Origin of the sequence: Mycobacterium sp. SMC-2 (assembly GCF_025263485.1) — a bacterium.
Taxonomy (GTDB): Bacteria; Actinomycetota; Actinomycetes; order Mycobacteriales; family Mycobacteriaceae; genus Mycobacterium.
Genome location: NZ_CP079863.1, coordinates 2,411,260 through 2,435,854 on the forward strand (window position 1 = coordinate 2,411,260; position 24,595 = coordinate 2,435,854).

Annotated in this window: 20 protein-coding genes; 12 read left to right on the forward strand and 8 right to left on the reverse strand. The window is 68.9% G+C overall.

The annotated features are described in order from the left end of the window. Positions 1-58 precede the first annotated feature (58 nt). Positions 59-502, reverse strand: a complete 444-nt coding sequence (locus KXD96_RS11525) for a nuclear transport factor 2 family protein (RefSeq protein WP_260744673.1) — start codon at positions 500-502, stop codon at positions 59-61. A 96-nt stretch (positions 503-598) separates the two neighbouring features. Between KXD96_RS11525 and KXD96_RS11530 the strand changes: the two genes are divergently transcribed. Both KXD96_RS11530 and KXD96_RS11535 read left to right on the forward strand, forming a co-directional pair. Further along, positions 599-1,498, forward strand: coding sequence for an SDR family NAD(P)-dependent oxidoreductase (locus KXD96_RS11530; protein WP_260744674.1), 900 nt, complete (start codon positions 599-601; stop codon positions 1,496-1,498). Between the two features lie 2 nt (positions 1,499-1,500). Further along, positions 1,501-2,322, forward strand: a complete 822-nt coding sequence (locus KXD96_RS11535; RefSeq protein WP_260744675.1) for a mycofactocin-coupled SDR family oxidoreductase — start codon at positions 1,501-1,503, stop codon at positions 2,320-2,322. Positions 2,323-2,343: 21 nt separating this feature from the next. Here KXD96_RS11535 and rpmB read toward each other — a convergent pair whose 3' ends face one another. Beyond that, positions 2,344-2,538 (reverse strand): 50S ribosomal protein L28, encoded by a 195-nt coding sequence (gene rpmB, locus KXD96_RS11540; protein ID WP_260744676.1) that lies wholly within the window; start codon positions 2,536-2,538, stop codon positions 2,344-2,346. Between the two features lie 281 nt (positions 2,539-2,819). Here rpmB and KXD96_RS11545 point away from each other — a divergent pair, with 281 nt between their 5' ends. From KXD96_RS11545 to KXD96_RS11555, 3 genes are all read left to right on the forward strand, one after another. Further along, entirely contained in the window at positions 2,820-4,487 is a 1,668-nt protein-coding gene (locus tag KXD96_RS11545) for a DAK2 domain-containing protein (RefSeq protein ID WP_396878776.1), read from the forward strand. A 2-nt stretch (positions 4,488-4,489) separates the two neighbouring features. After that, the gene (gene recG, locus KXD96_RS11550) at positions 4,490-6,709 is read left to right on the forward strand and encodes an ATP-dependent DNA helicase RecG (protein ID WP_260744677.1); all 2,220 of its coding nucleotides are present in this window, start codon (positions 4,490-4,492) and stop codon (positions 6,707-6,709) included. Positions 6,710-6,785: 76 nt separating this feature from the next. Further along, positions 6,786-7,499, forward strand: a complete 714-nt coding sequence (locus KXD96_RS11555; RefSeq protein WP_260744678.1) for an HNH endonuclease family protein — start codon at positions 6,786-6,788, stop codon at positions 7,497-7,499. Here the strand turns inward: KXD96_RS11555 and KXD96_RS11560 are convergent. Both KXD96_RS11560 and KXD96_RS11565 read right to left on the reverse strand, forming a co-directional pair. Continuing rightward, positions 7,496-8,341: an aldo/keto reductase gene (locus tag KXD96_RS11560; protein WP_260745333.1), complete on the reverse strand. Its 846-nt coding sequence runs from the start codon at positions 8,339-8,341 to the stop codon at positions 7,496-7,498. The two genes, KXD96_RS11555 and KXD96_RS11560, sit on opposite strands and share 4 nt — an antisense overlap. A 6-nt stretch (positions 8,342-8,347) precedes the next feature. After that, complete coding sequence (locus KXD96_RS11565; protein WP_396878465.1) at positions 8,348-8,512, reverse strand: hypothetical protein; 165 nt, start codon at positions 8,510-8,512, stop codon at positions 8,348-8,350. A gap of 229 nt (positions 8,513-8,741) precedes the next feature. Between KXD96_RS11565 and KXD96_RS11570 the strand changes: the two genes are divergently transcribed. From KXD96_RS11570 to KXD96_RS11595, 6 genes are all read left to right on the forward strand, one after another. Beyond that, positions 8,742-9,857 (forward strand): alpha/beta hydrolase, encoded by a 1,116-nt coding sequence (locus tag KXD96_RS11570; RefSeq protein WP_260744679.1) that lies wholly within the window; start codon positions 8,742-8,744, stop codon positions 9,855-9,857. 84 nt (positions 9,858-9,941) lie between these two features. Next, positions 9,942-10,703 carry a DsbA family protein gene (locus KXD96_RS11575; protein WP_260744680.1) on the forward strand — a complete coding sequence of 254 codons (762 nt, stop codon included), beginning with the start codon at positions 9,942-9,944 and terminating at the stop codon, positions 10,701-10,703. Further along, positions 10,700-11,335 carry a vitamin K epoxide reductase family protein gene (locus tag KXD96_RS11580; protein WP_260744681.1) on the forward strand — a complete coding sequence of 212 codons (636 nt, stop codon included), beginning with the start codon at positions 10,700-10,702 and terminating at the stop codon, positions 11,333-11,335. Before KXD96_RS11575 ends, KXD96_RS11580 begins: the two co-directional genes overlap by 4 nt. A gap of 10 nt (positions 11,336-11,345) precedes the next feature. Continuing rightward, positions 11,346-11,900, forward strand: a complete 555-nt coding sequence (gene rsmD, locus KXD96_RS11585) for a 16S rRNA (guanine(966)-N(2))-methyltransferase RsmD (RefSeq protein ID WP_260744682.1) — start codon at positions 11,346-11,348, stop codon at positions 11,898-11,900. A gap of 101 nt (positions 11,901-12,001) precedes the next feature. Further along, entirely contained in the window at positions 12,002-12,484 is a 483-nt protein-coding gene (coaD, locus tag KXD96_RS11590) for a pantetheine-phosphate adenylyltransferase (protein ID WP_260744683.1), read from the forward strand. A 181-nt stretch (positions 12,485-12,665) separates the two neighbouring features. Then, positions 12,666-13,919, forward strand: coding sequence for a trans-acting enoyl reductase family protein (locus tag KXD96_RS11595; protein ID WP_260744684.1), 1,254 nt, complete (start codon positions 12,666-12,668; stop codon positions 13,917-13,919). Position 13,920: 1 nt separating this feature from the next. On the opposite strand, the gene KXD96_RS11600 is transcribed toward KXD96_RS11595, so the two are convergent. After that, positions 13,921-14,610, reverse strand: a complete 690-nt coding sequence (locus KXD96_RS11600) for a flavodoxin family protein (protein ID WP_260744685.1) — start codon at positions 14,608-14,610, stop codon at positions 13,921-13,923. Positions 14,611-14,702: 92 nt separating this feature from the next. Beyond that, positions 14,703-15,839 carry a permease gene (locus KXD96_RS11605; RefSeq protein ID WP_260745334.1) on the reverse strand — a complete coding sequence of 379 codons (1,137 nt, stop codon included), beginning with the start codon at positions 15,837-15,839 and terminating at the stop codon, positions 14,703-14,705. Positions 15,840-16,210: 371 nt separating this feature from the next. Between KXD96_RS11605 and pks2 the strand changes: the two genes are divergently transcribed. Further along, the gene (pks2, locus tag KXD96_RS11610; RefSeq protein WP_260744686.1) at positions 16,211-22,489 is read left to right on the forward strand and encodes a sulfolipid-1 biosynthesis phthioceranic/hydroxyphthioceranic acid synthase; all 6,279 of its coding nucleotides are present in this window, start codon (positions 16,211-16,213) and stop codon (positions 22,487-22,489) included. Positions 22,490-22,499: 10 nt separating this feature from the next. Here pks2 and KXD96_RS11615 read toward each other — a convergent pair whose 3' ends face one another. Then, on the reverse strand, positions 22,500-23,753 hold the full coding sequence (locus KXD96_RS11615) for a phthiocerol/phthiodiolone dimycocerosyl transferase family protein (RefSeq protein ID WP_260744687.1): 1,254 nt from the start codon (positions 23,751-23,753) through the stop codon (positions 22,500-22,502). Positions 23,754-23,769: 16 nt separating this feature from the next. Further along, on the reverse strand, positions 23,770-24,594 hold the full coding sequence (locus tag KXD96_RS11620; protein ID WP_396878779.1) for an ABC transporter permease: 825 nt from the start codon (positions 24,592-24,594) through the stop codon (positions 23,770-23,772). Position 24,595 lies beyond the last annotated feature (1 nt).

A 24,595-nucleotide genomic window follows, 5' to 3' on the forward strand; every position in this document is an offset into this window, starting at 1 on the left:
GGCCATGACGGCGGTTGGACAACTAGCGACGTCGAGCGGGGTCGAAACTTTCCACGCGTCAGAACTTCAAATGCTGGCTTACGTCGCCGACCTGGTCGACGAACATGGTGCGGCTGTCGAACCGCCAGGCGCCGTCCACCCGGTGGAACGTGTCCTTGTAGTGCCCGGTCACGATCACCTGCAGCGGCAGGTCGGGGGTGGCCTGGGTGACGCAGTAGTAGGACGTGCTGTGGGCGGTCCCCGCGGCCTCGTCGATGTGCAGCTGCACGTTGGTGGTGTTGTGCTTGGTCTTGGGGGTGCCGTCTTCGTAGATGCGCGTGGCCATCTCATACATCTCGCGCACCCGGGCGGCGCCGGCGAACACCGTCTCCGGTGGGCCGTTCTCCACGCCGCAGATGCGGCCGTGTTCGAACAGGCGGGCCACCCCGTCCAGGTCGCCACCATCGAGAAGCTCGGCGTAGGTGTAGATCAGGTTGGTGATTTCTGTTGCGCTGTCACTCATGTGGACCACCCGTCGAACCCGTCTCCTCCGCTTCCGCGACCAATGGTGGCAGAACCGGTCCAATTTACATAGAACCGACCATTACTCTTGATCGCCGTGACCCTACCTTGGACGCCGGACCGGCTCGGCAACCTGACCGGCAAACGAGTTGTCGTGACCGGAGCGACCAACGGCGTCGGGCTCGGGACCGCCCGTGCGCTGGCCAAAGCCGGCGCGCACGTGATCCTGGCGGTGCGCAACACCGGGCTGGGCGAGCAGCGCGCCACGGAGATTTCTGCGATGGGCGGCCCGACCACGGTGGCCAGGGTCGACCTCGCCGACCAGTCCTCGGTGCGCGCCTTCGCCAGTTCGATCGACGACGACATCGATATCCTGATCAACAACGCCGGCGCCCTGACCGAGCGCCGCACCGAAACGGTCGACGGATTCGAGAAGACCCTGGCGACCAACCTGCTCGGGCCGTTCGCCCTGACCAACCTGTTGCTGCCGCGGGTCCGTTCGCAAATCATCAACGTCGGCTCCGACGCGCACCGGTCGGCGACGCTGCACCTGGACGACCCGCACCTGCGCCGGCACAAGTGGACCCGGTTGGGCGCCTACGCGCAGTCGAAGCTCGCGGTCATGCTGTGGGGGCTGGAGCTGGACCGAAGGCTGCGCGCCGCCCGGTCGCCGATCGTCACTCAGCTCACCCATCCGGGTTGGGTGGCCTCGAACCTGTCCCACCTCGGCGACTCGCCGCTGATGTCGATGGCACACAAGGTGGTCAAGGCGGTGGCCGACCGGCTGGCCAACGACATCGACGAGGGCGCCGCCCCCACGCTGTACTGCATCAGCGAACCGTTGCCACCCGGCAGCTACGTCGGGGTCAGCGGCAGGTTCGGCCTGCGCGGTGGGCCGGTGCTGATCGGCCGGTCGCCGGTGGCATGTGATTATGACGCGGCCGCTCGCCTGGTGGCCTTCGCCGAGCAAGAGACCGGGACGAAACTGGAGGTGTAGTCATGGGTGAATTCGACAACACGGTCGCCGTCATCACAGGGGCCGCGCGCGGCCAGGGCCGCAGCCACGCCGTCGCCCTGGCCGAGCAGGGCGCCGACATCATCGCCCTGGACATCTGCGCCGATCTCGAGGCGATTCCCTACGCCCTGGCCGCGGAATCCGACCTGGACGAGACCGTGCGGCTGGTCCGGGCCGCCGGGCGCGGGGCCGTGCCCGTCGTCGCCGACGTCCGCGACCTCAAGCAACTGCAGGCCGGGGTGCAGGCGGCCATCGACGACCTCGGCGAGATCGACGTCGTCGTCGCCAACGCCGGGGTGGTGGCGATCGGCGTCACGGACCCCGAGTCCGAGCCGGTGTTCAACGCGATCGTCGACACCAACCTCAAGGGGGTGTGGCACACGATGGTGGCGACGGTGCCGTCGATCATCCGCAAGGGCCGGGGCGGATCGGTCGTGCTGGTCAGTTCGTCGCAGGGCCTGACCGGCCGCGGCGGCGACGGCAGCGCCGCGATGTTCGCCTATGCCGCATCCAAGCACGGCGTGGTGGGCCTCATGCGCTCGGCGGCGAATGCCTATGCGCCACACAAGATTCGGGTCAACTCGGTGCACCCGGGCGGTGTCGCGACGCCGATGATTCTCAACGATTTCGTGGTGAACCGGATGCTGGAGAATCCCAACCCGGCCCTGTCGCAGACCCTGCTACCCGAGGTGGGGTTGGTGGAGGCGCAAGACGTGACCGAGGCGGTGCTGTGGCTCGCCGGGCCGCGGTCGCGCTACGTGACCGGCATGGCCATGCCGGTGGATGCCGGCCACGTGGTCATGTGAGGCGTTGCTGCTAGCCCTGGACTAGCCCCTGACGACCTTGCCGGCCTTGATGCAGGACGTGCAGACGTTGAGGCGCTTCTTGTTGCCGCCCGGGCGGGTGACAACGTGCACGGTCTGGACGTTGGGGTCCCACCGGCGGCTGGTGCGGCGGTGGGAGTGCGACACCGACTTGCCGAAGCCGGGGCCTTTCCCGCAGATCTCGCACACAGCGGCCATCGTTCAAGCTCCTCAAATCTCGGGGGTCCGGCTCGGCGGTCTGGCACGGGGCCGGGACGGCCCGGGCTGACCCGGGCCCAACCAGGATAGGTGATTGTCGTGGCAACCACCAAAACGATCACCACCGCTGTCGCCCCGTCTGGCTAGGCTCAATGCGCCGGATCGCGCCGCCGGCGGTGGTGGTCACGGGCAGCCGTCGCCCCGGCCGCCGAGCTACGCTGGCGCCCACCGGGTGCTGGTTGTGGAGGAGGTGGGTAACACTGGGACCGTCGGAACGTCTGCTGGACGCGATCACCTTGCGGGACTGGGCGCACACCGCCGTCAGCGACCTCATCACCCACATCGACGAGATCAACCGGCTCAACGTCTTCCCGGTTGCCGATTCCGATACCGGCGCCAACATGCTGTTCACCATGCGTTCGGCGCTGGCCGAGGCCAATGCCGGAGCGAATTCCGAGGGCGGCCCGGCGTGCGTCGCCCGTGTCGCCTCCGCGTTGTCGGCCGGTGCGCTGAACGGCGCGCGCGGCAATTCCGGCGTGATCCTGTCGCAGATCCTGCGAGGCATCGCCGATGTCACCGCCATTGCGGCCGCTGATTCCGGCGGTGAGCTACCCCACATCGACGGCGCCATCCTCGGGGCGTCGTTGCGTCGCGGGGTGGACCTGGTCATCACCTCGATGGGCGGGGACGAAATCCCGGGGACCATCGTCTCGGTGCTGCGCGCCGCCGCCGACGCCGTCGGGGAGTGCGCTCAGGCCGGCGAAGGGCTCACCGCGTCGGTCATCGCCGCCGGTGACGCGGCCGTCGTCGCGCTGGAGAAGACGACCGAGCAGCTCGACGTGCTCGCCGACGCCGGAGCCGTGGACGCCGGTGGGCGGGGCCTGCTGGTCCTGCTGGACGCCCTGCGCACCACCGTCACCGGCCAGGCGCCCGCCCGAACCGTGTACGAGCTGTCTCCGCGCCCGCCGCAACCGGACGCCGCCGAACGCCCCGCGCCGCAATTCGAGGTGATGTACCGGCTGGACGGATGCGATGCGGCCGCGGCGGACGCGCTGCGGGACCGGCTCGGGGAGTTGGGCGATTCCGTGGGCATCGCCGCCGCGCCGTCGTCGGCCGAACGCACGTACTCGGTGCACGTGCACACCGACGACGCCGGAGCCGCCGTCGAGGCGGGCCTGGCGGCGGGCCGGCTGAGCCGCATCGTGATATCGGCGTTGAGTTCCGGCGCCGCCGGCCTGCCGGCCGGCGGATGGACGCGGGAACGCGCCGTGCTGGCCGTCGTCGACGGCAAGGGTGCCGCCGAGCTGTTCGGCGGTGAAGGCGCCTGCGTGCTGCAGCGCGACCCGGCGGCCAGCGACCCGGTCACCAACATCAGCGCGCATCAGCTGATGCGGGCGGTGGTGGACACCGGCGCCGCGCAGGTGATGGTGCTGCCCAACGGGTACGTGGCTGCCGAGGAGCTCGTTGCGGGGTGCACCGCGGCCATCGGCTGGGGGATCGACGTGGTGCCGATCCCGACAGGGTCGATGGTGCAGGGGCTGGCCGCGCTGGCCGTGCATGAAACCGGCCGGCAGGCGGTGGACGACGGTTACACCATGGCCCGGGCCGCCGGTGCGGCCCGGCACGCGTCGGTGCGCATCGCGACCGAAAGCGCCTTGACCTGGGCGGGACGCTGCCAGCCGGGCGACGGCCTGGGTATCGCCGGGGACGAGGTGCTGATCGTGGCCGCCGACGCGATCGCGGCGGCCGTCGGCCTGCTCGATCTGTTGCTGGCCTCCGGCGGCGACCTGGTGACGGTGCTGGTCGGCGCCGGAATCGAATCGGAGGATGACGCCGCGGCCCTTGGCGACATCCTGGAAGAACACATGCACGACCATCACCCGGGAACCGAGCTGGTCACCTACCGCACGGGCCATCGCGGTGACGCGTTGCTGATCGGGGTCGAGTAGCCGTGGTGTCGCTGGGCGACCGGCTGGACTTCCTGGTGGGCGCCAAGGCCGCCGATCAGCTCGACGAGGAGTTGGGCATCCGCACGGTCGACGATCTGCTGCGCCACTACCCGCGCAGCTATACCGAGGGCGCGACCCGCTGGGGCTCCGACGATGAACGCCCGCCGGCCGGAGAGCACATCACGATCGTCGACACGATCACCGAAACCAAGACGTGGCCGATGAAGAAGACCCCGAAGAAGCTGTGCCACCGCATCACCCTGGGCGCCGGCCGCCACAGGGTGACCGCGACGTTCTTCAACGCGAACTACCTGAAGAAGGACCTGACCGAAGGCACCAAGGTGATGCTCTCCGGGGAGGTCGGATTCTTCAAGAACGTCATGCAGCTGACGCACCCGGCATTCCTCATCCTCGATTCCCCGGACGGCAAGAACCGTGGCACCAGCTCGCTGAGGAACATCGCCATCGCCTCGCAGGCCACCACCGGCGAGGTGCAGATGGCGGCCTTTGAGCGCGCCTTCTTTCCGATCTATCCGGCCACCACCAAGCTGCAGAGCTGGGACATCTTCAGGTGCGTGCGCCAGGTGCTCGACGTCCTGGATCCGGTGGACGACCCGCTACCGGCCGACTTGCGCGCCCGCTATCACCTGGTCTCCGAGGACCGGGCGCTGCGCGACATCCATCTGGCCGAAGAGGAATCCGCGCGCAGCCGGGCGCGGGAGCGGCTGACCTTCGACGAAGCCGTCGGGCTGCAGTGGGCGCTGGTCACCCGGCGGCACAGCGAGCTGTCGGAATCGGGGCCCCCGGCGCCGCCGCGCACCGACGGTTTGGCCGCAGAACTGTTGGGGCGGTTGCCGTTCGAGCTGACGTCCGGACAGCGTGAGGTGCTCGAGGTGTTCGAGAAGGAGCTTTCGGCCACCCGGCCGATGAACCGCCTGCTCCAGGGTGAGGTTGGTTCCGGCAAGACCATCGTCGCGGTACTGGCGATGCTGCAACTGGTCGACGCCGGTTACCAGTGCGTGCTGCTGGCGCCCACCGAAGTTCTTGCCGCACAACACCTCCGGTCGATCAACGACGTGCTCGGGCCGCTGGCGATGGCGGGCCAGCTGGGCGGCGCGGACAACGCCACCCGGGTCGCGCTGCTCACCGGTTCGATGACGGCGACGCAGAAGAAGCACGTCCGTGACGAGGTGGCCAGCGGTCAGGTGGGGATCGTCGTCGGCACGCATGCGCTGCTGCAGGACGCGGTGGAGTTCCACAACCTGGGCATGGTCGTGGTCGACGAGCAACACAGATTCGGTGTCGAACAGCGAGACCAGTTGCGGGCCAAGGCTCGTCTCGGCGTCACCCCGCACCTGCTGGTGATGACGGCGACGCCGATACCGCGCACGGTCGCGCTTACCGTCTACGGGGATCTGGAAACCTCCACGCTGCGCGAACTTCCACGCGGACGCCAGCCGATCACCAGCAACGTCATCTTCGTCAAGGAGAAGCCCGCGTGGCTCGAGCGCGCCTGGCGGCGCATCACCGAAGAGGTCGCCGCGGGCCGCCAGGCCTATGTGGTGGCGCCCCGGATCGACGAGACCGACGATGCGGACAAGCAGGAGCAGAACACGAGACCGTCGGAAACCGCCGAGGGTCTCTACGCGCGGCTGCGCTCGGGTGAGCTGGCCAATGTGCGCCTCGGGCTGATGCACGGGCGGCTGTCCGCCGAGGAAAAGGACGCCGCGATGGCGGCGTTTCGGGCCGGTGAGATCGATGTGCTGGTGTGCACCACCGTCATCGAGGTTGGTGTGGACGTCCCCAACGCCACGATGATGCTGGTGATGGACGCCGACCGCTTCGGCATCAGCCAGCTCCATCAGCTGCGTGGCCGCATCGGACGCGGCCGTCATCCCAGCCTGTGCCTGCTCGCCAGTTGGGTATCGCCGGGATCGCCGGCGGGCAAGCGGCTTTCGGCCGTGGCCGCAACCCTGGACGGGTTTGCGCTCGCCGACCTGGACCTCAAGGAGCGGCGGGAGGGAGACGTCCTGGGCCGCAACCAGTCCGGTCGCGCCATCAACCTGCGCTTGCTGTCGTTGGCCGACCACCGCGACGTCATCGAAGCCGCGCGCGACTTCTGCGTCCGGGCCTACGCGGACAACCCGGCCGACCCCGAATTAGCTTTGCTAGCAGCACCTTTCGTCAGGTCTGACCGGATCGAATATCTGGACAAGTCGTGACCGCCGGCGACGATGCAGTGGGGGCCCGACCCCACAAGTGGGAGGTACCCCCACCCACGTGTGGGGGACCGCGCCTGTGAACCGCAAGGTGCTGCTGTGGTTGTCCGCGGCCGCGGCGCTCGCGCTGCTAGTGGCCTACCAGACGGCCGGATCCTCGGCCGTCAGGCATGCCGAGGAGTACGCCGCTCGTGCCGACGTCCCGACGGTGCAGCCCGGCGCCGATGTGCTCGCGGGTATCGCGGTACTACCGCGGCGGGCGCACCGGTACGACTACCGCAGGGCGGCCTTCGGCGACGCGTGGGACGACGACAACGACGCCCCGCTGGGGCACAACGGCTGCGACACCCGCGACGACATCCTCAACCGCGACCTCGTCGACAAGACATACGTGTCGACCAAACGGTGCCCGGACGCGGTGGCCACCGGCACCCTGCACGATCCGTACACCAACAAAACCATCGCGTTCCAGCGCGGCGCCAAGGTCGGCGAATCGGTGCAGATCGACCACATCGTCCCGCTCGCCTACGCCTGGGACATGGGCGCCTCCAACTGGCCCGACGGCGAGCGGCTGCGGTTCGCCAACGATCCGGCCAATCTGCTGGCCGTCGACGGACAGGCCAACCAGGACAAGGGCGACGCGCCGCCGGCGCGGTGGATGCCGCCGAACGCCGCGTTCGCCTGCCAATACGCGATACAGTTCATCGCCGTGCTGCGGGGCTATTCCCTGCCGGTGGATCAGCCGTCGGCGGGTGTGCTCCGGCAGGCGGCGACCACCTGCCCGGCGGGTTAGACGCCCTCGAAGGTGTTCGGATCCGGGCGCAGCCTGGTGCCGTCGTCGAGCCCGTTGATCGCGTCCATGTGCTCGGCGGCCAGCTCGAAGTCGAACACGTCGAGGTTGCCGGCAATGTGCTCGGGCTTGGCCGACCGGAAGACGACCGCATTGCCCAGCTGCAGGTTCCACCGGAGCAGCACCTGGGCCGGTGTCTTGCCGTATTCGCCGGCCACCGAGGTCACCGTCGGGTTGTCCATCAGCTTGCCGAGCGCCAGCGGCGTGTAGGCCTGGGTGACGACGTTGTGCTCGGCGTTGGTTTTGCGCACGTCGGCCTGGTTGAGCAGCGGGTGCAGCTCGATCTGGTTGACCGCCGGCGTGACGAAGGTCAGGTCGATGACGTCGGTGAGATGCTGCTCGGTGAAGTTGGAGACGCCGATCGAACGTGCGAGCCCGTCGCCGCGGCACTGGATCAGCCCGCCGAAGGAATTCACGTATTCACCCCGCGAGGGCACCGGCCAGTGGATCAGGTACAGGTCGACATAGTCCAGGCCGAGTCGCTCCAGGCTTTCCTTACAGGCCTCCATGGACCGCAGGAAGCCGTGGTCGGCGGCGGCCAGCTTGGTGGTGACGAACAGCTCGGCGCGGGGAATTCCGGAGGCCGCGATAGCCCGGCCGACGGCGGCCTCGTTGCCGTAGGCCGAGGCGGTGTCGATCAGCCGGCAGCCCATCTCCAGCGCCGCGGAGACCGCGCGTTCGGTCTCGTCCTCCGACAAATCCGCGACGCCAAGGCCAAGCACCGGCATCGTGTTTTCGTCATTTAGAGCTATCGAGGGCACGGCAGCGCCCGACTCGCCAGCCAATGTCATTCACCTGCCTGTGAAATTGAAGGTTCGTGGGTCCAGCCGGTTGCCGCCATCGAGCGAGGAGATCGACGCCATTCCATCGGCGCTGAGTTTCAAGGCGCTGAGTTCGAAATCGAACACGTCGAAGCTGCTCGCAATCCTTGAGGCGGTTACCAACTTGGGGATCACGATATTACCGAGCTGGAAAATACCACCTCAGCAACACCGGGCCGGGGGCGCGACGATATGGACCCCGGTCTGGTTTTGGGATATTCGTCACCACGTAGAGTTGGGTCACACGGCGCGCGGCGCGGCCGCACCTGCTCGGTGGCCGCGGCCGGAAGACTCCGCGACGAGGGCGCGGAACGAACAACCGTCCGTCGCCCGAGCGTCACCACGTTGTATTCGAGGAGTGCCCATGACCAAGAGCGCGCCCGCGCCGGACCTCCACCTTGGACCGAAACACGCGCCCATGCGGCTGGCCAGTCGCATGCAGGGTGCGGTCTCCACGATCGGCGTCAAGGTCATTCCGTGGATCCCCACCCCCGCCAAGCGCGCGTTGTTCGCTGGCCGCTCGGTGACCATCGATGGCAACACGCTGGATCCGACGCTTCAGCTGATGCTCGCCGGTCTGCGCGCCGTCGGCATCGACGGCCTGGTCGTCGACGACGACCCGGCTGCGTCCCGCGCCCAGATGCGCCAGCTCTCGCTGGAACTCCCCGGGCCGCAGATCCACGTCGACGTCGACGACCTGTCGCTGCCCGGGCCGGCGGGAGACATCCCGGCGCGGCACTACCGTCCCCCCGGCGGCGCGCCGGCGCCGATGCTGGTCTTCTACCACGGCGGCGGGTGGGCGATCGGCGACCTGGACTCCTACGACGCGCTGTGCCGGTTGACGTGCCGCGACGCCGGCATTCACGTGCTGTCGATCGACTACCGGCTGGCCCCGGAGCATCCGGCCCCGGCCGCGGTCGAGGACGCGTACGCCGCCTTCAGGTGGGCCTACGAGCACGCCGAGGAGCTCGGAGCCGCGCCCGGTCGGGTCGCGGTCGGCGGCGATAGTGCGGGCGGCAACCTGGCCGCCGTCGTCTGCCAGCTGGCGCGCGATGAGGGCGCCTCCGCCCCGGTGCTGCAGTGGCTGATCTACCCGCGGACCGACTTCACCACGCCAACCCGCTCACTGGGCCTGTTCGCCCGCGGGTTCCTGCTGACCAAACGTGACATCGACTGGTTCGAGTCTCAGTACCTGCGGGGCTCGGGCATCGACCGGGCAGATCCGCGGGTATCCCCGCTACTGGCCGAGTCGCTGGCCGGGCTCGCGCCCGCGTTGATCGCCATCGCCGGGTTCGACCCGTTGCGCGACGAGGGCGAGAGCTACGCGGAGGCGCTGCGGGCCGCCGGGACCGCGGTCGACCTGCGGCGCATGGGGTCGCTGACGCACGGATTCATCAACCTGTTCCAGCTCGGCGGTGGCAGCGCCGCCGCGACCACCGAGTTGATTTCGGCCCTGCGTGCCCACCTGAGCCGGGTCTGACCTGCTGCGCGGTTGGCGCCGCTAATCTAGAGACCGTTGTTTACCGACGAACGACAACCCGAGTACCGAAGGATCACGGAAACTGTGGCCGACAAACCCAAACGCCCCCCGCGCTTTGACATAAAGGCCTCCGACGGTAAATCGGGCCGGCTCGTGCAGATCGGCGGGACCGCCGTCGTCCTCATCTTCCTGGTCGCGCTGGTCTCCTACATCGTGGTGACGCACCACAAGAAGACCGCCGTCGGCGCCGGCGACACCGTGCGGGTGACGTCGAGCAAGCTGGTCACCCAGCCTGGGACCACCAACCCCAAGGCCGTGGTCACGTTCTACGAGGACTTCCTCTGCCCGGCCTGCGGCAACTTCGAGCGCACCTTCGGTCCGACGGTGTCCAGGCTTATCGACATCGGCGCGATCGCGGCGGACTACTCCATGGTGTCGATCCTCGACAGCCCCAGGAACCAGAACTACTCGTCGCGGGCGGGCGCCGCGGCCCTGTGCGTGGCCGACGAGTCCCTTGACGCGTTCCGCCGGTTCCACACCGCGCTGTTCACCACCGACCTCCAGCCCAGCGAGCGTGGCAGCAGCTTCCCGGACAACGCCCGGTTGATCGAAATCGCCCGGGAGGCCGGCGTCGTGGGCAAGGTGCCCGACTGCATCAACAGCGGCAAGTACCTTTCCAAGGTCAGCGGCGCGGCGGCGGCCGCGAAGATCAATGCCACGCCGACCATCAAGATCAACGGCGACGACTACGACCCGTCCACACCGGATGCGCTGGTCGCCAAGATCAAGAGCATCGTGGGTGACGTGCCGGGCATCGACGGCGCGGTCACCCCACCGGCCACGTGACCACCCCGGTGTCAGCCGAAACCGCCGACCTGACACCGGAATCGCCGCCCGAAGCGCGCGTGCCCGCGCCCAGCGCGTGGTGGGTGCTGATGGCCGGCGTGATCGGCCTGGTTGCCTCCGCGACGCTGACGGTGGAGAAGATCGACCTGCTGCTCAACCGGACGTACGTGCCGTCGTGCAACTTCAGCCCGATCCTGTCGTGCGGCTCGGTGATGGTCACGCCGCAGGCGTCGCTGCTGGGCTTCCCCAACCCGCTGCTCGGACTGGTGGCCTTCACCGTTGTGCTCGTCACCGGGTTACTGGCGGTGACGAAAGTGTCTTTGCCGCAGTGGTATTGGGTCGGTTTGGCGATCGGGCTCCTGATCGGCGCGGCGTTCGTACACTGGTTGATCTACCAGAGCCTGTACCGCATCGGCGCGTTGTGCCCGTACTGCATGGTGGTCTGGGCGGCCACCATCACGCTGCTGATCGTCGTCGGCTCGATCGCGTGTCGTCCGGCGCTGCAACGCCGCGGACGCGGTGTGGCATGGGTGCTTTATCACTGGCGGTGGTCCATCGCCGCGCTCTGGTTCACCGCGGTATTCCTGCTGATCATGGCGCGGTTCTGGGACTATTGGTCGACCCTGCTGTAAGTCTTGGCACGTGACGCGGATCATCGGCGGCGTGGCAGGCGGGCGGCGCATCGCCGTCCCGCCGCGAGGCACCAGGCCGACCACCGACCGGGTGCGTGAATCGCTTTTCAACATCCTGACCGCGCGAGGTGACCTGACGGGCGTCGCGGTGCTGGATCTCTACGCCGGTTCTGGCGCACTGGGATTGGAGGCACTGTCGCGCGGGGCGGCCTCGGCGCTGTTTGTGGAGTCGGACCAGCGCAGTGCGTCCGTCATCGCGCGCAACATCGACGCCCTGGGCTTGACGGGCGCGACGGTGCGACGCGGCGCGGTCGCGACCGTCCTGGCCGCCGGGACCGCGACCGCGGTCGACCTGGTGCTGGCCGACCCGCCCTACGACGTCGAGGCCGCCGAGGTGGAAGCCGTGTTGGCCGCTTTGGTCACCCATGGCTGGGCGGACGCCGGGACCGTGGCGGTGGTGGAGCGCGGGGCAACCGGTGCGCCGCTGACCTGGCCGGCCGGCTGGTCCGTGTGGTCGCCACGCGTGTACGGCGACACCCGCTTGGAGATGGCCGAACGACTGTGAGGCGGGCGTGTAGCGTCTGTCGTCATGGGCGCCGCTCTCCCCCGCAAGCGGGTGGTACCCCCACCCCATCACTGCGTTCTGCATCGTCGACGGCGCGCGTCATGAGTGGCGCGGTATGCCCGGGGTCGTTTGATCCAGTGACGTTGGGCCACATCGACGTCTTCGAACGGGCGTCCGCCCAGTTCGACGAAGTGGTGGTGGCGATCCTGACGAATCCCGCCAAGGAGGGCATGTTCGACCTCGACGAGCGGATCGCGATGATCAACGAGTCGACGACACATCTGCCCAACCTGCGCGTCGAAGCCGGACAGGGTCTGGTGGTCGACTTCGTCAGGTCGCGGGGGATGACGGCCATCGTGAAGGGACTGCGCACCGGCACCGACTTCGAATACGAGCTGCAGATGGCGCAGATGAACAAGCACGTCGCCGGTGTCGACACCTTTTTCGTCGCGACGACACCGCGGTATTCGTTCGTCTCGTCATCGTTGGCCAAAGAGGTCGCGTTGCTGGGCGGCGACGTCTCGGAGCTGTTGCCCGAGCCGGTCAACCGCCGCCTGCGCGAGAAGCTCGCCGGCCGTTCCTGAAGCGTGGCCGCACCCCACGGGTTCCGCTGGGCCGCGAGCACCGGGCATGCGAAATACCTTGCGCTACAGCGGAACGCATCTCGGGTGGTATTTGGAGGCCACGCGCCCGCGTACGGGAAGGGGTAACGAGATACGGTCGCTGAACCGCTCCGCGCCCAGGAGTGGGTGAGGAGAGCCAGCGATGAGTTCAACCGAACGCGACTTCGACATCGTCGTATACGGTGCCACGGGATTCTCCGGCGAGTTGACCGCCCGTTACCTGGCCGGCGCCGCCGGCGGGGCCCGCGTCGCGCTGGCCGGCCGCTCGCGGGACCGGCTGGTGGCCACCCGCGGCGCGCTCGGTCCGGCGGCACGGGATTGGCCGTTGATCGTGGCGGACGTGTCGGACCCTGCGACCCTGGACGCGATGGCGACCCGCACCCGGGTGGTGGTGACCACGGTCGGCCCCTACACCAGGTACGGGTTGCCAGTGGTGGCGGCCTGCGCGAAGGCCGGGACGGATTACGCCGACCTGACCGGTGAGGTGATGTTCGTCCGCGACAGCATCGACCGATATCACCAGCAGGCCGTCGACACCGGCGCCCGGATCGTGGTCTCGTGCGGATTCGCTTCCATGCCTTCGGATCTCAATGTCTATCAGCTGTATCGCCGGGCGGCCCGCGACGGCGCCGGGGAGCTCTGCGACACCACCTTCGTGTTCCGCTCCTTCTTCCAGGGCGGCGGCTCCGGCGGCACCGTCGCCTCGGAATTCGAATCCATGCGCACCGCGTCTGGCGACCCCGAAGCCCGTCGGCTCATGAACGACCCGTACACCCTGACCACCGACCGCGGCGCCGAACCCGACCTCGGCCGGCAACCGGACTTCGCGTTGCGTTCGGGCAGCCGGATCGCGCCCGAGCTCGCCGGCTTCTGGATGGGCGCTCTGGTATGGGCACCACACAACACCCGAATCGTTCGGCGCAGCAACGCGTTACAGAACTGGGCCTACGGCAGGCGGTTTCGTTACTCGGAGGCCATGAGCCTCGGCAAGTCCTTCGCGGCTCCGGCCGCGGCCGCGGCCGTCTCTGGCGCGCTGGCGAGTGGCTGGGCCCTGGGGACCAGGTACTTCAGGCGGGTGCCGCAGCGCTGGCTGGAGCCCCTCGCGAAACCGGGTACCGGCCCCAGCGAGGCGATGCGAGAACGCGGCCACTACACGGTGGAGACGTACACGACTACGACTTCCGGTGCCCGCTACCTGGGTACCTTCGCGCAGCAGCGGGACGCCTATGACGCGACCGGCGTCCTGCTCGGCGAAAGCGGCCTCGCGCTGGCGCTCGACCGCGATCGGCTCAGCGACCTGACGGGGGTGCTCACCCCGGCGGCGGCGATGGGCGATGCGCTGCTGGCGCGGCTGCCGGCCGCCGGGGTGGCGATGACCACCATCCGGCTGAATTGAGTCAGGTCGCCGCGCTGCGGGCGGCCAACCGATCGGCGAGCGAGCGAGCGAAGATTCGCGTCTGTTCCAGCTGGTACGGCTGGACGTTGGTCGCGGGAATGCGCAAGCCGAGATACCGGTCCCGGTATCGTCCCGACCGCAGGTAGCTCATCAGCGAGAGCCCGGAAGCGATTTGGCCGCCAAGGTATTCGAAATGGACCCCGCCCAGGTAGCGGCCGCCCTGCTTCTCGCCGAGCCGGCGGATGGCCGCGAAATTGCCGCGCCAATAGCGACGGCAGACGGCAAAGGCTGCAAAAGGCTTGCCGGCGAGAAGCTTTCGCGCCTCGCCCGACTTCAAGAAAGTCCGCATCGGCATGTTCATGGTCAACCACCATGTCGAGGATCCGATGCAGATCAGGTCGTAGTCGGTGTTTCGCACCTCGTCCGGGGTCTCGATCTGCCCGGTCGCCCGGCGCAGCTGGGCGGGAAGGACGCTGAGCATGTCGAGCGCCGCGTGACGCATGGGGACGACGGAGAACCGCTCGGCATAGCGCCGGTCGGTGAAGGTGATCCCGGCCCGCTGCACCTCCCACCCACGCTCGCCGAACACCTCGCCCGCGGCCTCGAGCACCGCGAGCGCCTGGCCGGTGAACGTGTAGTAGAGCAGCAGAACCCGGGGGCGCGCGGCGCGGTCGATGGATATGTCAGTCATTTCCGAGCCACTCCTTCTCGATCGTCGCCGATCGCTTCGGAGATCATCGCCCGCAATGCGGCTCTGGGCAACCGGAAATCGACTGGCTCCGGCTAGTGCTGGCCGTGCTCGTGCTGGCACTCGTGGTCGTGCCCGGCATCCGGCGCGCCGCCCATCATCCGCAGCATCGGCATGCCGCCCGAGGTGACGAACCGAATGACCAGAACGGCCGTGATGGCCAGGAATGCGATGTTGAGCCACGTCGTGTAGTTCCACGAGATGGCCGCTTCCATGACCGTCGCGTTGCGCTGAGCGGGGATGAGTTTGGTTGCGCCGAAGAGCAATTCGATGAGGTAACCGGCGGCAACCATCGACGCGTAGAAAGTGCCCAGCAGCGTCAGCATCATCTTGGTGCCGTAGTACTTGCGGTAGATGTTCAGAATCGGCAGGATCAGCAGGTCGGCGTAGATGAACGCGATGACACCGCCGAAGCTGATGCCCCCGTTCCACAGCACCGCGGCCAGCGGCACATTGCCGATCGAGCAGACGAAGGACACGATCGCCACGACCGGCCCCACGATCGGCCCCCACAGCGCCGACAGGACCGGGTCGTCGGCCAAAAAGAAGCCACGCCAGAACGTTTCGGGAACCCACGCCGCGATCGCCCCGGCGATCAACAAACCCAGAACCAGATCCCGAAGTATCGCCAACCACTCCATCACGAACACGTGCGAAACCGAGGTGAAACCCTCACCGGAAAAGAGCCGTTGCCAGAACGAGCCTTGCTTCTTGACCGACATGTCCATGGCCGCGTGGCCTTCCATCGATCCGGCGATACCCCGCTCGGCCTGCGCGCGGGCGGCGTCGATCAGGCGTGAACGCACGAACAACCGGAACAGGACGGCCAGCACCACGATCATCAGCGGACCGCCGACGAACTCCGCGGCGGTGAACTGCCACCCCATCAACAGGGCCAGGATGATGCCCAACTCGACCACCAGGTTGGTCGAGCCGATCTCGAAGGCCATCGCGGCGGTGAAGCTGGCGCCTTTGCGGAAGAGCGATCGGGCCAGGGCGACCGCGGCGTAGGAGCAGGAGGACGACGCCGCGCCCAGCCCGGCGGCGAGCGCCAGGGTGCGCGGCCGGTCGTCGCCCAACAGGGAGACGACCGTCGAGCGCCGTACCACCGCCTGCACCACCGCCGACAGGGCGAAGCCCAAGATCAGCGCCCACAGGATTTCCCAGGTCATCGACCCGGCAACCGCCAACGCGTGCCCGACCGCTCCCAGCGCCGTGTGTGTCACTTGGTACCCGCTTTCCGGCTCGGATTGTACCCCGGCACACTATACCCCGAGGGGGTATTTGGCAACGGGTTTCGCCAGCCGGTGGCTCCGGAGAAAACCCAGGTCATTCGCGTGAAGGCCGAGGGGACCGGCCGAAATCCCTGATTCACATCACCCCGTTTGCTTCGAGCGTCTAAGCTTGGCGCTTCGTTGGGTTCCGCGTCGAAACCCGCTCGGGTTGGGGGGCGCGAGCGATGCTGCGCTGCGCCCTCTCAATTTCACCAATGCCGGCGATACTCGCAACATCGCCGGTTGGCCCGAGACGAGGTTGAACGGCGATGGAACCACGCGTCACCCCCATTGCGGTCATCGGAATGGGATGCCGGCTTCCTGGCGGGATCGACTCGCCCGAGACGTTCTGGCAGGCGTTGCTGCGGGGCGACGATCTGGTGACCGAGATCCCCGCCGACCGGTGGGACGTTGAGGATCACTACGACCCCGAGCGCGGAGTGCACGGCCGGTCGGTATCGCGGTGGGGCGGCTTCATCGATGACGCCGGCGGCTTCGACGCCTCCTTCTTCGGCTTCGGCGAACGCGAAGCGACCGCCATCGACCCGCAGCACCGCTTACTGCTGGAGACGTCGTGGGAAGCGATCGAGCATGCCGGCATCGCGCCACCGTCGTTGAGCGGTTCGCGCACCGGCGTGTTCGTGGGGATGTGCCAGCAGGACTACACGTTGATGAGCGGCGATGCGGGCGTGATGGAGGACGCCTACGGCTACACCTGCACCCCGTTCAGCATGGCCTCCGGGCGGATCGCCTACGGGCTGGGGCTGGTGGGCCCGGCCGTCACGCTCGACACCTCCTGCTCGTCCGGCCTGCTCGCCGTGCACCTGGCGTGCTCGAGCCTGAACACGGGCGAAAGCGATCTGGCCCTGGCCGGCGGCGCGATGCTGGTGCTGGATCCCCGTGTTTCGGCGTCCGCGTCCGCGCAGGGCATGCTCTCGCCCACCGGCCGCTGCCACACGTTCGACGTCGCGGCCGACGGGTTCGTCCGTTCCGACGGGTGTGCGGTGGTACTGCTCAAGCGCCTGCCCGATGCGCTGCGCGACGGCGACCGCATCCTGGCGGTGGTCCGCGGCACGGCGGTCAACCAGGACGGTCGTTCCGAGACGATCACGACGCCGTCCTGCCACGCGCAGGCCGCGGTGTACCGGGCGGCGCTGGACACGGCCGGAGTCGACCCGGCCACCGTCGGCATGGTGGAGGCGCACGGCACCGGAACCCCGAAGGGCGACCCGCTCGAGTTCACCAGCCTGACCGAGGTTTACGGCGCGGGCGGCAATCGCGTCGCGGTCGGATCGGCCAAGAGCAACGTCGGGCACACCGAGGCGGCGGCGGGCGCGGTCGGGTTGGTCAAGGCGGTGCTGGGGCTGCAGCACGGGGTGGTGCCGCCGATGGCCCACTTCACCCGCTTGCCCGACGAGCTGGCCGGCATCGAAACGGGATTGTTTGTGCCGCAAGAGGTTACGCCGTGGCCGGACAAGGGCGAGGGGCCGCGGCGGGCCGGGGTGACGTCGTTCGGCATGTCGGGCACCAACGTGCACGCCGTCCTCGAGCAGGCGCCCGATGCCGGCGCTGACACCCGGGTCGCGGAAAGCCCACGGCCGCTGCTGTTTCCGCTGTCGTCGACTTCCGCCGACGAGCTGCGCCGGACCGCGGGGCGGCTGGCCGGCTGGCTGGACGGCAACCGCGACACCGTGTCCGCCGCCGACCTGGCCTACACCCTGGCGCGGCGCCGGGGACACCGGACCGTGCGCACCGCGGTGACCGCTTGTAGCATCGACGAGCTGACCGCCGGGTTGCGCGAAATCGCCGGCGGTGACGCCCCTTACCCGCCGGCGGCGGGTCACGACGACCGCGGGCCGGTGTGGATCTTCTCCGGACAGGGCTCGCAGTGGGCCGGGATGGGCGCGGAGCTGCTGGCCAGGGAGCCGGCGTTCGCCACCGCGGTCGCCGAGGCCGAGCCGCTGATCGCGGCGGAGTCGGGTTTCTCGGTGACGGAGGCGATGTCGGCGCCGGAGACGGTCACCGGCATCGATCGGGTGCAGCCGACGCTGTTCGCCTTCCAGGTCGCGCTGGCCACCGCGATGCGCGCCTACGGTGTGCGGCCCGGGGCGGTCATCGGCCACTCGATGGGCGAGATCGCGGCGGCCGTCGTCGCGGGGGCTCTGTCGCTGCACGACGGCGTCAAGGTGATCTGCCGGCGCTCCAAGCTGATGGCCCGCATCGCGGGTGCGGGAGCGATGGCCTCGGTGGAGCTGCCGGCCCAGCAGGTGCGCGACGAATTGGCCGCCCGAGGCGTCGGCGACGTGGCGGTCTCGGTGATCGCCTCGCCCAGCTCCACGGTGATCGGTGGGGCGACGCAGACCGTGCGCGATCTGGTGGCGCAGTGGGAGGCCCGCGAGGTGATGGCGCGCGAGGTGGCCGTGGACGTCGCCTCGCATTCGCCTCAGGTCGACCCGATCCTCGCCGAGTTGGCCGACCAGCTCGCCGACCTCACCCCGACGGCAGCGGAAGTGCCGTATTACTCTGCGACGCTTGATGATCCACGCGCCCGGCCTGCCTTCGACGCCGGCTACTGGGTGGACAACCTGCGGCAGTCGGTGAAGTTCGCGGGCGCGGTGCAGGCGGCCCTCGACGACGGCCACCGCGTCTTCGGTGAACCGTCGCCGCATCCGCTGCTGACCCGGGCGGTGGAACAGACCGCGAGCGCCTCTGACGTCGGCATCGCCGCGCTCCCGGCCATGCGCCGCGAGCAGCCGGTGCCGCACGGCCTGCTGGGCTTCCTCGCGGACCTTTTCAGCGCCGGTGCCGCCATCGACTTCTCGGTGCTGTATCCGGGCGGTCGTCTGGTGGACGCCCCGCTGCCGACGTGGACGCACAAGCGGCTGCTCATCGACGCCGACGGGTCGAATTCGCGGTCGCGCGGGCAATTCACGCTCGACGTGCACCCGCTCCTGGGCGCGCACGTGCGGCTGCCGGAGCAACCGGAACGCCACGCGTGGCAGGGCGGGGTCGGCACCGCGGCGCTGCCCTGGCTGGGCGACCATCGGGTGAACGGGCTGGCGGTCTTTCCCGGGGCCGGCTTCTGCGAGATGGCGCTGGCCGCCGCCGCCGCGGTGCTGGGCCCCGATTGCGAGGTCCGAGATGTTCGCTTCGAGCAGATGCTGCTGCTGGACGACGAGACACCGGTGAGCGCGGTGGCGTCGATCCGGGACGCCGGCGTCGCCGACTTCGTAGTGGAGACCGACCGCGACGGGGAGCGAGTCCGCAGCGCCGCCGCGGAGTTGCACGCGGCCGCTGACGAACAGCCACCGCGACGCGACATCGCCGCCCTGCTGGCCACCCACCCGCAACTGGGTGACGGTGCCGCGCTGCGGCAGTCGTTCGCCGAGCGCGGCGTCGAGTACGGTCCCGCATTCACCGGTCTGGTCTCGACGCGCACCGCCGAAGGCAAGAGCCGCAGCGTGGTGGCCGAGGTCGCGTTGCCCGGCGCCGTCCGTGCGGAGCAGGGGAGTTACGGCGTGCACCCCGCCTTGTTGGATGCCTGCTTCCAGACCGTGCTGGCGCACCCCGCCGTCGGTCAGGCCGCGCAAGGAGGCCTGCTGCCGTTGAGCGTCGCGCGCCTGCGCCGCCACGGTCCCACCCGCGGCGCGCGCTACTGCCACCTGCGGCTCGTCGCGGCGACCGCGTCGTCGGTGGACGTCGATCTCGACCTGCTGGATTCCGAGGGCGCCGTGGTGCTCGCCGTCCAGGGCCTGCGCATGGGAATCAGCCGCGGCGGTGCCGACCAGCTGATGTCCGAGCGGCTGCTGACCATCGACTGGCAGCAGCAGACGCTGCCGCCGACCCCCGAGCGCGCCGTTGGCGCTTGGCTGCTGATCAACACCGCCGAGGCGGACCTGCTCGCGTCCAGGCTCACCGATACAATGAAATCCCTTGGCGCACAATGCGACACGCTGAGCTGGCCGGAGCAGGCCGACCACCGGGTCAACGGCGAACGGCTCGGCGCCGCGGTGCGCGGCGGCCTCGAAGGGGTGGTGATCGTTTGCCCGCCGCCGGCCGGGGAGCCCGACGAGCAGGGCCTGCTGGACGGCCGTGAGCAGGTGCGCCATGTGGTGCGCATGATCCGCGACCTGCCGGAGATGTCGGCGACGCCGCCGCGGCTGTATGTGCTCACCCGGCGGGCCCAGATCGTGCTGGCCGAGGACGAGCCGAACCTGGTGCAGGCCGGGCTGCGCGGCCTGCTACGGGTGGTCGGCGCGGAGAACCCGCAACTGCAGACCACCCAGATCGACCTGGAGGGCGACGCCGACGTCGAACGGGTGGCGCACGAGCTGCTGTCGGGTTCGGCCGAGGACGAGACCGCCTGGCGTGGCGGGCAGTGGTACACCGCGCGGCTGCGCTGCACGCCGCTGGGGGCCGACGAACGGCGGGTCACCACGGTCAACCACGAAACCGAGCGGATGCGCGTGGTGGTTCGCCACCCCGGTGACCTGCAGACACTGGAATTCATTGCCCTGGACCGCAAGACGCCGGGGCCGGGCGAGGTGGAGGTCGCGATCGACGCATCGAGCGTCAACTTCGCCGAAGTCCTTGCCGCACTTGGCCGCTACCCCGACTTGGAGGGCGAGCCCCATCAGTTGGGATTCGACCTGGGCGGTGTGGTGACCCGCGTCGGCGCGGACGTCACCGACCACCGGGTCGGCGACAGAGTGGGCGGTTTCTCCGGCTTCGCCAACGGCAGCTGGGGCACGTTCGTCACCTGCGATGCCCGGCTGGTGGCCACCCTGCCGTCCGGTCTGACCGCCGGGCAGGCCGCCGCCGCGGCGACGGCGTACGGCACCGCCTGGTACGGGCTGTACGAGCTGGCCAGGATCTCGGCCGAGGACAAGGTGCTCATCCACTCCGGCACCGGCGGGGTCGGTCAGGCCGCGATCGCGATCGCGCGGATGGTGGGGGCCGAGGTCTTCGCCACCGCGGGTAGCCCGGAGCGCCGGGACATGCTGCGCGACATGGGCATTGAGCACGTCTACGACTCACGCAGCACGGCGTTCGCCGACGAGATACGCCGCGACACCGACGGGTACGGCGTCGACCTCGTGCTCAACTCGCTGACCGGGTCCGCCCAGCGCGCCGGGTTGAACCTGCTCGCCTACGGCGGGCGGTTCGTCGAAATCGGCAAGCGGGACATCTACGACGACGCCCGCCTGGGTCTGTTTCCCTTCCGCCACAACCTCACGTTCTACGCCGTCGACCTGGCGCTGCTCACCAAGACGCATCCGCGGCGCGTGCAGGAACTGCTGCGGGCGGTATACCAGCGGATCGCCGATGGCGATCTGCCGCAGCCGATGTGCACCGAATACCCGATATCGGAGGCGGCGACGGCGATCAGGGTGATGAGCGGCGCCGAGCACACCGGCAAGTTGGTGCTCACCGTGCCGCGCACCGGCCAGACCCGCGCGGTGCTGCCGCCGGAGCAGGCTCCGGTGTTCCGCGACGACGGCGCCTACATCGTCACCGGCGGCCTGGGCGGCCTGGGCTTGTTCCTGGCTTCCGAGATGGCCAAGGCGGGTTGCGGTCGGATCGTGCTGACCGCCCGCTCCAACCCGACCCCCAAGGCGCGCCAGGCAATTGAACGGCTACGCGCGGACGGGACCGACGTCGTCGTGGAAAGCGGCAACATCGCCGAGGCCGACACCGCGGCCCGGGTGGTGGCCGCGGCCACCGCGACCGGCCTTCCGCTGCGCGGAGTGCTGCATGCCGCCGCGGTGGTCGAGGACGCCGTGCTGGCCAACATCACCGACGAGCTGATCGACAAGGACTGGGCTCCAAAGGTCAACGGGGTCTGGAATTTACATCACGCGACGGCCGGGCAACCGCTGGACTGGTTCTGCTCCTTCTCGTCGGTGGCCGCGCTGTTCGGCTCGGCGGGCCAGGGCGCCTACGCCGCCGCCTCGAGTTGGCTGGACGCGTTCACCCACTGGCGCCGCAGCCAGGGCTTGCCCGCCACCACGATCGCGTGGGGGGCGTGGGGCGAGATCGGCCGCGCCACCTTCCTGGCGGCCGGCGGCCGCACCACGATGATCGCCCCGGCGGAGGGCGCGCAGGCGTTCGAGACGCTGCTGCGTTACGACCGCGGCTACACCGGCTACGTTCCGACGGCGGGCGCGCCCTGGCTGGCCGCGCTGGTGGCCCGCAGCCCGTTCGCCGAGGCCTTCCAGTCCGCCGGAGAACAGCGCGGCGGCGAGGGCGCCACGCTGCGGGCCGAACTGCGGACGCTGTCGCCCGAGGAGTGGCCGGCCCGGCTCCGTCGCCTGATCACCGAGCAGACGGGGCTGATCCTGCGCCGCCCGATCGATCCCGACCGCCCGTTCGCCGATCACGGCCTGGATTCGCTGGGCAACCTCGAACTGCGGACCCGCATCGAAGCCGAGACGGGAATACGGATCACCCCCAAGGTCGTGGCGACCTACAACTCCGCGCGCTCCCTGAGCCTGCACCTGACCGAGGCGCTGGTGGCCGAAGGGGAGGGCGCCGCCGCGGCGTCCTAGCGGCGCCGGTTCACTCCATCACCCAACTGTCCTCGTCGACCAACGAGCACAGCCGCGAATGGATTGCCTCCAAAGTCTTTTCGCGTCCCGGCAGGTGCGCGTGGTGCTCGATGAACAGCCGGTTCGCGAAGGTTCCGACGCTGTAGAGGTCGACGGGCGCACGGGTGGGGAAGTAGAGCTCGCTTTGAAAGTCCTCCAACTCGATCTCGTCGGGTACCCGCAGCGGGGGGATGGTGCCGGTGTCGGTGCACAGCACCACCGGAGGCAGCCCGGCCGGGGTGCCTTGGTATTGCAGGTTGAAATGCATTGCCGATTGCTGGATTACGCCGTCCGCCAAATCCGTGCGGAAAGAATCCACGATCCCGCGGGCCAGATCCACCAGATCGGTGTCGGCCCTGATCTCGGCGAGATAGGTGGCCACCCCCAGCGGCAGCGTGCTGCCGGTGAGACTCACCGGGGGGGAGAGCAGGTAACGCAGGTCGACCGGATAGATGTAGGGAATCGGGATGTGCGGGGTATTGCGCAGCTCCCACTCGGCCAGCAGAATCGCCGCCGCCACCACGGAGTTGAGGCTGAGCTGATTGGCCAGGCCGAACTCCACCAATTCCGCCGTCTCCTCTTCGGTGAACCGGACCCGGGCGATCGGGATGGGTTGGATCGCATCGGGATTCGGCATCGCCGGCGGCTTCTCCGATTCGGGCAGGTCGTAGACGAACATCGCCTTGAACAGCTTTTCCAGCCCGGACCGCTGCTGCTTGGCCACGCCGCGCTGTTCGAGCAGCAGCTCCAGCGCTTCGGGCGCGGGTTGCGGCGTGATCGGGGGCGGTGCCCCGGTGGTCACGACATCGGTGTACAGGGAGAAGAGTTCCTCGAGGAGACCGAATGCGTGGTGTGCGTCGGCCAGGCTGTGGTGGGTGTAGAGCGTCAATTCGGTGCGTGCGCCGCTGCGCTTCAACCGGAGATTGAGCAAGGTTTGCGTCTGGTCGAGTCGCATGCCCGCGGCCGCCGGGTCGACGTCGTCGTCGATCACCCAGATGCCCGGGTGCATCAGGTCTTCGGCCACGATCTGGTAGCGGCCGTCGTCGCCCTTCTCCAGCCGGCCGGTGAAGACCGGATGGGACTCCAGCAGCGCGTCGAAGGCGTCGGCCATCGCGTCGAGGTCGACGGGGCCGTTGATGAACGCGGTGAACGCGAAATAGGTTTCGTTGACCGCGAAGACCTCTTCGCTGCGCGTCAGCTTGCGGATAACGGATCCGGGAAACATTCTCACCACTTTCTTGTCAGCTTGTGCTGGCGCGTCGATAGCCGACCAGCGTCGGCACGATGCACACGACGGTGATGCCGCCGGCCCACAACAGTGTCGCGATCATCGGCCACCGCACCGGGCCGCCCAACGACAGGCCGCGCATCGCTTCGATCGCGTAGCTCATCGGCTGGTGCGCGACCACCGGCTGTATCCATTTCGGAAACTGGTCCACCGGCAAGAAACCGGTCGAGAACACCACGGCGAGAACATGCACCAGGGTGACCGTCTCGAGCAGAAAGTTGTTGGCGGTGTACAGCGCCACCATCGTGATCAGCGTCGTGAACGCAAGCCCGAATATCAGCGGAACGGCGAGCCAGGCCAGGCTCGCGAACAAGCCCTGCCGAAAGCGGAAGCCCAGCAGCATGCCCACGCCCAGCACGACCGCCGTGGTGATCATGATCCGAATCATTTCGGCGGCGAGCCGCGAGAGCGCGCCCGACGCGCGGTGCGCGGGCACCACCCACAGCCGGCGCAACAAGCCATCGGAGCGTTCGCCGATGAGGCCGATCGCGCCGATCGCCGCTCCGTTGATCGTGGCGGCGAGCGCGTTCAGCGGAACCGTGCCGTACAGCGCGCTGTGACCGGTGACCTGCGAAATGACGTTGCCGAGAATGATGTTCAACGTCAGCAGGAAGAGGACGGGCAGCACCAGGGCCTCGATCACCGTCGTCAGGTCGCGCGCCCAGCGCAGCAGAATCCGTCGCGTCTGGACCCAGGTCTGGGACACCAGCGTCCGCGGCGAGCCCTCGTGGTACCGCGGCGGGCCCAACACCAGGCTGGTGGATTCCTGATGCACCAAG